At 48.6% G+C, this 12,584-nt stretch carries 8 protein-coding genes; 6 read left to right on the top strand and 2 right to left on the bottom strand.

What is annotated here, in order from left to right; all coding sequences use genetic code 11:
• Window positions 1-457 precede the first annotated feature (457 nt).
• Both glsA and HUU58_15210 read right to left on the bottom strand, forming a co-directional pair.
• Window positions 458-1,375 (bottom strand): glutaminase A, encoded by a 918-nt coding sequence (glsA, locus tag HUU58_15215; GenBank protein ID NUN47024.1) that lies wholly within the window; start codon window positions 1,373-1,375, stop codon window positions 458-460.
• Window positions 1,376-1,403: 28 nt separating this feature from the next.
• Entirely contained in the window at window positions 1,404-2,504 is a 1,101-nt protein-coding gene (locus tag HUU58_15210) for an HIRAN domain-containing protein (protein NUN47023.1), read from the bottom strand.
• Between the two features lie 157 nt (window positions 2,505-2,661).
• Here HUU58_15210 and cheB point away from each other — a divergent pair, with 157 nt between their 5' ends.
• The 6 genes from cheB to HUU58_15180 all read left to right on the top strand — a co-directional run bounded on the left by cheB (window position 2,662) and on the right by HUU58_15180 (window position 12,575).
• Window positions 2,662-3,720 (top strand): chemotaxis-specific protein-glutamate methyltransferase CheB, encoded by a 1,059-nt coding sequence (gene cheB, locus HUU58_15205; protein NUN47022.1) that lies wholly within the window; start codon window positions 2,662-2,664, stop codon window positions 3,718-3,720.
• A gap of 9 nt (window positions 3,721-3,729) precedes the next feature.
• Complete coding sequence (locus HUU58_15200) at window positions 3,730-5,193, top strand: hypothetical protein (protein ID NUN47021.1); 1,464 nt, start codon at window positions 3,730-3,732, stop codon at window positions 5,191-5,193.
• A complete protein-coding gene (locus HUU58_15195) occupies window positions 5,190-8,111 on the top strand; it encodes a hybrid sensor histidine kinase/response regulator (protein NUN47020.1) in 2,922 nt (973 codons plus the stop codon). The genes HUU58_15200 and HUU58_15195 overlap by 4 nt, the downstream gene beginning before the upstream one ends.
• Before the next feature lies 1 nt (window position 8,112).
• Complete coding sequence (locus HUU58_15190) at window positions 8,113-9,840, top strand: hypothetical protein (GenBank protein ID NUN47019.1); 1,728 nt, start codon at window positions 8,113-8,115, stop codon at window positions 9,838-9,840.
• 30 nt (window positions 9,841-9,870) lie between these two features.
• Window positions 9,871-11,121 (top strand): histidine--tRNA ligase, encoded by a 1,251-nt coding sequence (locus HUU58_15185; protein NUN47018.1) that lies wholly within the window; start codon window positions 9,871-9,873, stop codon window positions 11,119-11,121.
• Between the two features lie 176 nt (window positions 11,122-11,297).
• Complete coding sequence (locus HUU58_15180) at window positions 11,298-12,575, top strand: VCBS repeat-containing protein (GenBank protein NUN47017.1); 1,278 nt, start codon at window positions 11,298-11,300, stop codon at window positions 12,573-12,575.
• The last annotated feature ends 9 nt before the right edge of the window (window positions 12,576-12,584 follow it).

Raw genomic sequence — 12,584 nt, 5'->3', positions numbered from 1 at the left:
GATTTTGGTAAGTTTTTGGCGATATATCGTAAATTATTAATGATCGTATAACGGTCAAAACGTAACCAGCGACCCCAATGCGCATCGTTAAAACGCATGAAACTCAATTATATGGTCTTGATGTTTTTTTCGCGCCTTAGCGCCTTGGCGAGCTTGTATAATTTCTCGCAAAGCCGCAAAGAGAAAATAGAAACAGGTGTGATTTTACATTGTCTCACCCGCGCACGCGGGTGCTCATACACAACGGTCATTCCCCCTTTCGCGGGAACGGCAGGGTAGGGGTTGGCGTCTTAGCGAGAATATTTTTTTCGCCAAGTCGCAAAGAGAAATGGTAAGGGATATTTCGATATTATGTTATGCGTCACATAACGGTCACAACATAGTCTGCAAACCAAACGCTTTTTGCTAAAAGCCAATTAAAATTCAAGTATGAAGTCGTTAATAACAAGGGAAATGCTTATACCCAGGAGGAAAGTTGGCAGGCCGAAGAGAGATGTTCTAATATTTGAATGCCGCCGATGCTATTTCCTTTGTCATCCAAGGCCGGCCCGAATGTAACGATCGTATAACGGCCGGGCACGACGGTAAAAATACCCCCGCCCACGCCGCTTTTGGCCGGTAAACCCACGCGTACGGCAAACTCTCCCGAGGCGTCATACAAGCCGCACATGGTCATCATGGCCAATAAGAAACGCTGGCTTTTGGCATCCACGATGGTTTTGCCGGAAACCGGATCCGTGCCGTGTTGTGCCAAAAAAAGCCCGAGGCGCGCCAGTGTAACCGCATCCATCGTGATCGAGCATTGCTGAAAATAAGCATTAACGGCCTCTTCGACATTGCCCTCAAGATTGCCAAAATGTTTCATAAAATGCGCCACGGCGCGGTTACGATGGCTTGTTTCGTATTCAGAGAAATAAACTTTTTCATTGACCGCGATCGGAGTCCCGGATATCTCGGACAGGAAACGGCATAAAAATTCGGATTTTTCGCCGGCCGTCTGACCGGGTAATAAACTGGTCACGGCGATGGCGCCGGCATTGATAAACGGATTACGCGGTTTGCCGGATTCGTACTCAAGCTGCACCAGCGAATAAAACGGATTGCCGCTGGGTTCCATACCCACATGCTGCAGTACGGCATCCAGACCGCGCTGCCGGAGCACACAAGCTAATGAAAAAATTTTGGACACACTTTGTATCGAAAAAGAAACCTGGCAGTCGCCGGCACCAATCACTGTACCGCCGGTGTCCGCTACGGCTACGCCCAAATGTTGCGCATCCGCTTCGCGCAAAGCCGGGATATAGTCGGCGACACGGCCGTTTTGGAGATACGGTTTGGCCGCGAGTACAGCGTGATTGAGCGTTGAAATGTCCATGGTGTGTGCGTGGGAGGGCGTCGTCCGGTTAGTTGAAATGATGCGTCCACTTCCGGACCAGTATATGCAAGCGCAGATTGGCTTCTTCGGCGTCGGGCAAAACTTTGACGACGGTGGCGTGAAAAACTACGCCTTGGCGCAATTCCGAAAAAAGTAAGGCCGCCAGTTCTTTTTTGAGGTAACCTATTTTTTCACCGCGGGCGCTGTGCACGCTCACGGCCATAGGGTCGTGCGTATTTTCGGGTTCCGGCACGAGCGTCAGCCGCGCACCTTCGCTCAGCGTGCTGATGTCAAACTCCGTATGGCGCAGTCCGACTACGCGGGTATAAAAATGTGACTGATCCTGATAAAAATGTTTGAGTTCGTTTTCCAATTCGGTTTTTAGCAAACGATCTTCTTCATTGAGATCAAATGCACCGGCCGACGCGTCGGCGTCATTGGATTCCGACTCGGCGGGATCGTACGCATCGCCGAACGGCGGTGATTCTTCGTCGCGGTTATTAAAATCAGGCGTGTCGTGATGCCAATCGTTATCGCTGAGAAACTTGTCCACGGTTTGCAGATTGAGTTTTCCGAGAAACCAGATCAGATTGAAATCAATAAAATCGTCATCGTGTTTGTCAAAATTCATCAGCTGGTATTCGGCGAGTATATTGATTTTGAGCATATCCGGGAGCACGCGCGACAAAATTTCACGAAACGGCAACATGGCGATGACGCCCATATCAAGCAGCATTTCCAGTTTGTGAATGCCCGGGAAAATAGCGCCTTTATAAAAAAGATAAATGATTTCCAGTGTTTCCAAAAGCTCTTCGGATAAATCGGCGATCAAAAGATCTTTGGGCAGATCGTAGGCTTCGTAGATGGTGATATTGATCGTAGAATGGTCATCTAATTTGGCCGTATAATTTTCGATAACCTGAAATTCGTCCAATGCCGTATTGCGCGCCTGCTTTTGCATGGTTTTTTGATCCGAAGCGACATCGCTGAGTATCATTTGTGAATACGCGGTCTGCGCAAAGGAGGCATACAAATCAGGATACGGTACCGTATCGTGCGGTGCATGGGTATGCAAATGCAGGCAATAATAACGTACGATGGGGATGCGTAACATCGGCAAAGATTTCATGCGCCCAAAATAGGCACGATACCGGCGTAATGCAAGAATTTTAACCGGATGCGGGAAACGGCGCGATATTTTGTAGACTAAACCTTGTATATGCAGGCCGTCTGATATATATTTTCCCCATATTCAAAACGCGTTCTCACCTACCTTTTTTATTCGTATGAGTCAGATTCGTGTTCTGATTGCCGATGATTCGCCGACCGCCGTGGACATTATCGCCACGATTTTGGAAACCGATGACGATATCCGTATTGTCGGTAAAGCGGTCAATGGCCGCGAAGCCGTGGCTATGGCCGAAACGCTGCGCCCGGATGTGATCACGGTGGATATCCAGATGCCGATCATGAACGGCCTTGATGCGATCAAACAAATCATGGCGCACTATCCGACGCCGATTTTGGTGATCACCTCCAGTACGGATGCGAGCATTGCGTTTCAGGCGTTATCGTTTGGCGCGCTGGAAGTGGTCGAGAAGCCCTCCCTCGAATTGGATTTTCATGCGCGTAAATACGAAGAATTTATTCGCAAAGTAAAATTGATCGCACGGGTCAAAGTGATTACGCATATCTCAGGCAAAATGGTGGATGTCAAAACCGTCAACGATACGAGTGATTTTTTGCGTGTCATCGGCATCGTTGCGTCCACCGGCGGCCCGCGTGCGCTGGCTTCGATACTGGGTTCTTTGCCCAAAAACCTTTCCGCGCCGGTATTGGTCGTGCAGCATATTGCCGACGGGTTTACCGACGGTCTGATCCTTGCCGACGGGTTTACCGACGGTCTGATCCAGTGGCTTGCCGACGTGTCGCCGCTTCGGGTCAAGTCCGCCGAACAGGGTGAGGCGTTGGCACGCGGTACGGTATATATCGCTCCCAACGGTAAACACCTGGAAATCGGAGCGCAAAACAAAATCGTTCTGAGTGAAAAAGAAGACGTATCCGGGCACAAACCGTCGGGTTCGGTTCTTTTGCGTTCGCTGGCGACCCATGCCAAGCGGCATGCGGTGGGCGTACTTTTGACCGGTATGGGCCGGGACGGCGCCGACGGTATGCTGGCTATAAAACAAAACGGCGGACATACGATCGTACAAGACGAAGCGACTTCGCTGATTTTCGGTATGCCCAAAGCCGCGATAGACATAGGCGCCGCGGAAATCGTTTTACCGGCGGAGCGTATCGCCGAACAAATAACCCGTTGGACGGGTATCAAAACCGACGCCTGAGGATAACCGTTGCAACAGGAATTTACCCGCGCATTATTTGAAACGTTTAGGAAAACGATCCTCGATTTCTGCGGAATCGCCATACCCGATGACAGCCGCAGCGAATTGGAACGTAAAATCCGTGAGCGCATGACGCAGACCGGATTTAGTGATTTTTATTCCTACCACGTACACATCGCAGGCCGGGAAGCCGGCGAAGATGAATTGCGTAAATTCATCGAATCCATCACCAATAATGAAACGTATTTTTTTCGCGAGCCGGCCCATTTTCGCGTGCTCAAGTCTCACATCGTGCCGGAGTTGCTTCGTAAAAAGAAAGAGCGCCGGATTCGTGTGTGGAGCGCGGGCTGCTCGACCGGCGAAGAAGCTTATACCATCGCCATCAGCCTTTTCGAAACGCGCATGTTGCTCGGTGATTTTGATATCGAAGTGCTGGCAACCGATATTGATCGCAACGCGTTGACGATAGCGCAGCTCGGTAATTTTGGCCGCAATTCTTTCCGTGCGATAGACCCGTCGTATCTTAACACCTATTTTCGCATCCCTGATCAACGGCTTATGGATTACCGGATCATAGACGAGCGCATTCGCGCCATAACGCGTTTTGAATATCTCAATTTGTTTGACGATCATTATCCGGATTATCTGCACGACATTGATGTGATCTTTTTCCGCAACGTATCCATTTATTTTCCCAAAGATAAAATCCAATCGGTGAATCGCCGCTTGAGCGAAGTGCTCAATGAATCGGGTTATTTGTTTTTGGGTTCATCCGAGACGTTGCATCATAATTTCGGCCATTTGGATCTGGTGGATTACGACGGTGTCTTTTTGTATCAGAAAAAAACGGGAACCGAAGAAAAAACCAAAAAAACGATAGCGCCTTCGCTTCACGAATCGAAACGTCACCATCGTCCGGCTTCTCCGAAAGAAATCGCCAAACCGCAAACGCCCCGATCCGCGTCGTCACGCACCAAACCGGAAGCGCCGCCCAGTTTGGATCAGGTCTTTGCAATGTACAAAGACGGCGCGTATGCACAGATTCTGGCATTATGGGACATGCACGCTGACGGGCTAGAACCTAAAATTCCTTTTTTGATTTTAAAAGCTTTCATCTATATTGGGCAGGAAGACTTCGATTTGGCGCGCAAAACCTGCGATGCGATGATGGCGCTTGATGCGCTCAATGCGGAGGTTTATTTTTTAAGCGGGCTGGTAGATTACCACGCCGGACAATTTGCCGCCGCAACGGAAAAACTGAAAAAAGCGCTGTTTTTGAAAAAAGACCTTGCGATGGCGCATTATTATTTGGCTTCGGTATATCGCCAAAGCGGGAAAACGGACGATGCGCGGCGTGAATTTCGCAACACTATCAAAATTTTAGAACATAAACAGGATACTTCGGTGTCATTTTTGGCACAAGGTTATTCGTCCGATTATCTGATCAATGCTTGTAAACAATATTTGAAATGAACACGCGCTTCGATCGCAGCACATTTATTCAAAAGTTTGTACTCGAAACACGGGAAAATATCCGGCGTTTGAACAATGCGTTGCTCCGTATCGAAAAAAATCCGGGCGATACCGATGCACCGGATGAAATCCTGCGCACGCTGCATACCATCAAAGGTTCGGCGCGTATGCTCAATCTGCGCGCGATCAGCGAGCTGATGCATGCGTTTGAGGAGGCGTTCGGTAATGCGCACAAACAAAAGTACATGCATGAACGTGCCGTGATGGATACGTTTTTGCGCACGCTTGATAAGACGGATACGCATCTGGACGATATCGTTCGCGACGGGCATTCCGAAGCCGATCTTTCGTCGTGGCTTCATCGCATCACGCTCATCGCCGAACGAAAAATCAACGAATTGCAAAAAGAAGCAAGCGCCGACACATCGGATAAAAAAATCACCGAGACGACGGAACCGGTCGCCGAGCCGGTCACGCCCAAAAAATCGAGCAAAACGGTGACGCTGGATCGCGGGCTTTTTATCAAACGGTTTCTCACCGAAGCCGAAGAACATGTTCGTAATTTGAAACAACATACCGCCGCTTGGCAAAAACAGCACGATGCCGCGTCGCTGGAGATAGCTATCCGCGCCGCTCACACGCTCAAAGGTTCCGCCCGCATGATGAAGTTTGAAAACGTGGGCAATATCAGTCAGCGTGCCGAATTCTTCTTTCGCGGATTGAAAGAAAAAAAATTGACATGGAGCGCTGGCGCCGACCAGGTATTGGTAATGGCGTATCAAAGTTTAGATGATCTGATCGAAAAAATCCGCATTACCGAAAAGGATGAATTTCAAAATGCCGCCTTGATGGACATGCTGGATGAAATCAATGCGGGTGCCGTGCCTACCGAAGAGGCTGTCCGGGATTTGATTCGCAAACCGGTGCATCCCGTGGGTGAAACGCGGCCCGTACGCGAAGTTAAGAGCGGGGCGTCGGGACCGGATCGTTTGGGTGAACGCCTGATCGAAGCGGGATTGATCACGCGCGAAGAACTGATGCATGCCAATCAGACCACCGATACCCGCATGCCTCTGGGCGAAAGATTGGTCGCTTTGGGTTATATCAATCGCGATCAGCTCAATCAGCTTTTGATGGAACAAAAATCTTCGCGTGAACTGCTGGGTCAAACGCAAATCAACGCCGGCCGCATTACGCAAAAAGAAGAGGTACTCAATTCAGATCAGTTTGTTCACGTGCGTATTGATAAGCTCGACGAACTGATCAAGTCCGTCGGTGATATTTCGACCAAACAGATCAAAACCGAAGAGCATATTGCCGTACTGCGCAAAATTTATCTGGCACTCAAATATTGGAATTCAGAACTCCGCGATTACGAAAACGCTGCCCAAGCCGGCAATGTCATAGATAATCCGCACCTGTCCCAACGTTTATCGGAGACGGCGGATGAGTTGGCCGATGTGATCAAAATCGCGCGCGAAGAAGCAGCCAATTTTGATTTGTCTTTGAATGCCATACAAACCGGTATCATGGGAATGCGCATGGTGCCGATCCGCAGCATATTCGACGGATTTCCGCGTGCCGTACGCGATCTTGCCAAAAACTTAGGCAAAGATGTGAAGCTCGTCGTGGAAGGTGCGGAAACCGAACTTGATCGTAAAATCGTAGAAAGCCTCAACGAGCCTTTGATACACCTGATACGCAACGCGATCGATCACGGACTAGAGCCGTCGCCGGATCGCATCGCCGCAGGCAAAACGGCCGAAGGTCTTCTGCGTATCGCCGCATACAATGAAGGTAATACCATTCTGATCGAAGTCGAAGATGACGGGCGGGGCATTGATCTCGAACGCATCAAAGCCAAAGCCATCGAAAAGAAAATCGTAACCGACGAACAGGATATCTCGCGTTTTTCGGAAAACGATCTGATCAATCTGATTTTTCTTCCGGCGTTCAGTACATCGGAACTGATCACCGACATATCCGGGCGCGGTTATGGAATGGATGTCGTCAAACGCGCGATCGAATCCATCAAAGGTTATATCGAAGTGGTCACGGCGCCCAATGTAGGCACGCGATTTTCGATCCATCTGCCGTTGACGCTGACCTCCCTGAGAGCGTTGTTTGTAAAATCGGCGGCTTATAAATTTGCCGTGCCGATGCAGGCGGTGGCCGAGACACTCAAAATCAAACACGACGATATCATCGAAGTCGTGGAGAAAAAAGCGATTCGCCTCCGCAATCAGCTCATTCCCATCGTGCGTTTGAATGAAGTCGTCGGTTATGCCGCTTCCGATGAAGAGCGCGACGAACGTTTTTTGATTATTATCCATGCCAATGGCGAAAAAGCCGGATTTGTGGTGGATGATATCATTGATGAACGGGAGATTCTCGTAAAGTCATTGCCGAAGCAATTTGCCAAGGTCAAACATATATCGTCGGCGACCGTCGCTTCCAATAACGAAATCATCATGGTCTTGCACGCGCCCGATCTCATCCGTGCGACCAAAGATTTTTCAGTCCGCGAACAAGTGCAAAGTATTCCCAAATCAGCGCGCAGTATTTTGGTCGTGGACGATTCGCTCAACACGCGCGAAATCGAGAAAACCATATTGCAAGCCTACGGTTACGATGTCGAAACGGCCAAAGACGGGTTGGATGCTTTGGAGAAAATACAGCAAAAGAAATACGACCTTGTGGTAACCGATTTGGAAATGCCGGCGATGGACGGTCTCACGCTGACTTCGCGCATCAAATCGGAAGCTTCGTATCAGCACATACCCGTGGTGATCGTGACATCGCGCGATTCCGCCGAGGATAAGCGTCGCGGTATCGAAGCGGGTGCCAATGCTTATATCGTCAAAGGATCATTTGACCAAACCAATCTTATTGACACAGTCGAAAGCCTGATCGGATAATATGTTAAACGAAACGAGCGCTTTATTCAATTCCAGATCGGATAACCGGGTCATGCTGTGGTCACCTTTTTTAGCCACGCTGTGCGTGACACTGGTGATGGCGATTTGGAATGTGATCACGTATCAACGGTTGTTTGAACTTTCACCGGACGAATCGTTTTTCGTTTCCGTGACCGGATTTCTCGTTGTCGGTCTCACGATCGTAGTCGGCGGCATGATGCATCTGGCGCTTTTTCGAAAAACATTGACCGCCGAAAGCCATAGCGGTACGCTATCCGAAGAATCTATTCGCAGGATATGGGTCGAATGGCTGAAATATCCCCGAACGATGGTTTTTTATCTCTACTTTGTGTACCTCGCGGGAATGAGTTTATTGCTTTCATCGGTTTTGCTCGTGCCGTTTGTAATCCAGTCGATTTCCGGATGGGAATACATGTATAAAACGTTGATTTGGGTATTACTTGGTCTAATTCCCTTTTCCATTATTTTATTTTATGTGCTGGAGTGGCGAATTCATGTATGCAGTTCGCGGTTTCCCGAAGTTTTGGCGCAAATGCCCGACGCCAACGATCCGGATATCGTCTGGATTCGTCTGCGTACGCGCGTCATGGCCCCGATCCTCGCGATGACACTGTGGTACGGTCTTTTGCTGTATAATTATCACAATCATCCGGTTGCGATTACACTTTTGGCGCTTGTCATGTTTGGCTTTATCGGATGGCTTACGACCCGTACGGTGCAGACGGCGCATGATCGGTGGTTGACACTCTGGTCCGGTCCGGACATATATCCGTCTGAAGAGGTTGGTCATACCATGTTGCATGCGGGTGATATATACCGATTACAAAAAACGGCGGAACGATTTGCGGCCACGGCCAAACGGGAGGCGCTCGTTTTACGTGATCAAATCCAACCCCTTGGTGCGACCGCTGAACACATTTTGTCCGGCTTAAAATCGCAAAACAGCTACGCTTCCAATCATGCCTCGGCATTGGCGCAGATCACGGCATCGCTCGAAGAGCTGATGAAATCGGTTGCGCAGATATCCGAAAATTCCAAATCCGTCAATCAATCCACGCTCAAGGGCAGTCAGGAAGCGGAAGACGGGAAACGTCATGTAGCGGATACATTGCAGAGTATGGAGCAGATACATCGCGAATCGCAAACCAGCGCACAACGTATTTTGGATTTGAGTCTCAAAATGACGCAAATCGAAGATGTGATCAAAATTATTAATTACATCACGGATCAAACCAAAATATTGGCTTTCAACGCGGCTATCGAAACCGCAGGCGCCGGGGAAATGGGCGAACGATTTGGCGTCGTAGCGAAAGAGATCCGGCATCTCGCACAAAATATCGCCGACTCCACCGAAGAGATCAAAAAAATCCTGCTCGACGTGCGTAAAGCGTCGCAAGTATCGGTACTGGCCAGTGAAAAAGAGCTGATGCAGGTCAAAGAAGGAATCCGGCACGCCGGGGATGCGCGCGAATCGTTTGAACAAATATACTGGATGGTGCGCCAGACGATGGAGTCCGTCCAGCAGATCGCGCAAGCGATCCAGCAGCAGCAGAGCGCCTTGGAGCAGCTCTGGATGAGCATCAAAGATATTGATGCCGGCGCCAAAGAATCATTACGACAAAATAAAAACATGTTATCGTCCGCCGAAGAATTACGTATGTTGTCTCAAAACACGCGTACATCGCAGCGGCCGCAATCCACCGCTTAAGTCTTTTAGGAGTCCCTTGTGACGTATCGTATGCCGACCGGAACCAAAGATGTGTTACCGTCTGACAGTTATAAATGGCAATATGTCGAGCGTAAAATCGCCGATGTGATGCGCCGTTTCAACTACAAAGAAATTCGCACACCGATGTTTGAATATACCGAACTTTTTGCGCGCGGGATCGGCGAAGCGACGGATGTTGTCGGAAAAGAAATGTACACTTTTTTGGATAAAGGCCAGGAGAGCCTGACACTGCGACCCGAATTGACGGCTTCGGTTATGCGCTCATACATCGAAAACAGTCTCGGCGAGCAACTTCCCTTGAATAAATGCTGGTATATGGGCCCGATGTTTCGTCAAGAGCGTCCCCAAAAAGGGCGTCTGCGTCAGTTTCATCAGTTCGGAGTCGAAGCGCTCGGCAGCGCTTCACCGGAAGCCGACGTCGAAACGATGTTGGTCGTACTTACTGTATATGAAGAGCTGGGTATCAAAGCGCTCAATTTTAAAATCAATAGTGTCGGCTGCCCTCAATGCCGCCCCGCTTACCGCGATGCCTTGGTGGCTTTTCTTGACGGTGTCAAAGAGCAATTGTCGGAAGAGAGCCGCAAACGCTTGGTTGTGAACCCGATGCGTATTTTGGATTCCAAAGACGAACGCGACATCGCGCTGACGCAATCGGCACCGTTGATGAAAGATCATTTATGTACGGACTGTGCAACGCATTTTTCGCGCGTCCAAAGTTCGCTGAATGGGTTGGGTATCGTGTACGAAATAGACGGACGGCTCGTACGTGGTCTTGATTATTACACCAAAACGGCATATGAAATTCAAAGCGGTAATCTGGGTTCGCAGAACGCGTTGGGCGGTGGCGGACGGTACGATCTTTTGGCGGAAGAATTTGGCGGTAAACCCACACCGGCTGTAGGTTTTGCGGCAGGTATCGAGCGTTTGATGATCGTTTTAGAAGCGGAGGGTATTCCGATCGGCGAACCTGAAAAATTGGATGTGTATTTTATCGCTCTCGGCGCGGCCGCGGTAGGGGCCACTATGCCGCTGATACAAAAAGCAAGACGCGAAGGGTTGACCTGTGACACGGATTTATTGGCGCGAAGTATGAAGGCGCAGATGCGCGATGCCAATCGTATGCAGGCACGATTTACCGTAATACTCGGCGATAATGAAATCGCTCAAAACATGGCCGTCGTAAAAAATATGAGCGATGGTGCACAGGAACAAATTTCACTCAACGAACTTACGTCGTACTTAAAGACTAAATTAGCATAACTAAATCCGAGAAAGAGCCGGCAAAATCGGATATACTACAAAACGCAAACTACCTAATAACTATTGATTTAATAGCTCTTATTGGACATATTCACTTCATGAGGAAAATTCTTCCCATTTAATTTGGTTCTTCCTTTCTGAGTAGGGCAATATCATTTAGTATGTTTAGATTTTTTATGAAATCGTTTCATCGCCGTTCATATCTTACCGTCATTGCGACATTGTGTTTCGCGCTTCCCACATTGGGACAGGATATTTATACGACGGGCACACCCTTTAATCTCTATTTTACACCATTTGCCATCCATGTCGGGGATTTTAATCGCGACGGATTTATGGACGTGGTGACCTCCGGAAAAAACGACCTAGACGGTTCGGGTATTATTTCCGTTTTGTACGGCAAAGGCGACGGAACTTTCAAAAATAAAATTGATCTTGCCAGCGAGAAGTTTGCCGTAGACATACAGGTGGGCGATTTAGATAATGACGGTATGCCTGATATCGTTACGGCCAACGGCCCTGCGCAAACGGTATCTGTTTTTATGAACCAAAAATCCGGCGGATTTAAAGCTAAAGACCCGATCAAAATCAAAGGGGAGCCTTCGCTGATCAATCTTGGCGATTATGACAAGGATGGTAAGATTGATATCGCGATCGTAATCAAAGCGACAAAAGAGCTTCATATTTATAAGGGCACATCGTACAAACTATCGGCCGTAAAAATTCTTGATGACGTACCGTCGGCCATACGCAGCGATGATTATTCGGGCAACGGATTTTCCCATATGGTGATTAGTTATGAAGCCGCATCGTATGTCACACTGGCGAATATGGTCGAACTCAAAGGTTACAAATACGAAATCAACACGGCCAAAATAGATATGTTGGCCTTACCGCAATTTACCCACCATGCGGACGGTAATAACGACGGATTCGAAGATGCGTTTCTTTTTGATCGCAACAAAAGTACGATCGCGGTGATCAAAGCAGAAGCCAATGGTCTTATTTTGGATAACATATTTACACTCAAAGTTCCTGCAGGTTCGACGTCGTTTTGTGTCGGGGATTTTAACAAAGATAAAAAAGCCGATATTGCGCTTCTGGATTCGGCCAATGCGCAAGTAACGATTTATATGAATCAGCAACCTGATCCGGCGCCGCAAAATACTTTTGCGCAAGGAAAACTGATCATCGTGTATGCACCGGATTTTACCAAGCCCAATAATGCCGACGTCCTCATGTCGTCTGCGTACAAAAAAGTCAGTATGTATCTCTATTACCCGGACGGAAAGCCGGCACGTAAATATTTTGATATCGAATCCGATTTATCCGACGGACAATTTACGATCGAGTGGGCCGGTACGGATGAAAACGATGCAGAATTACCTAACGGGGAATACTACTTCTACTATCAGCTGGGCAGCCTCATCATAACACGCGGCCTCAAAAAATAAAGAGAAATG

This window comes from bacterium, assembly GCA_013360215.1.
In the GTDB taxonomy this organism is placed as follows: domain Bacteria; phylum CLD3; class CLD3; order SB21; family SB21; genus JABWCP01.
The sequence above is the reverse complement of the archived record's forward strand: the minus strand, read 5'-3'. Positions and strand labels throughout refer to the sequence as shown.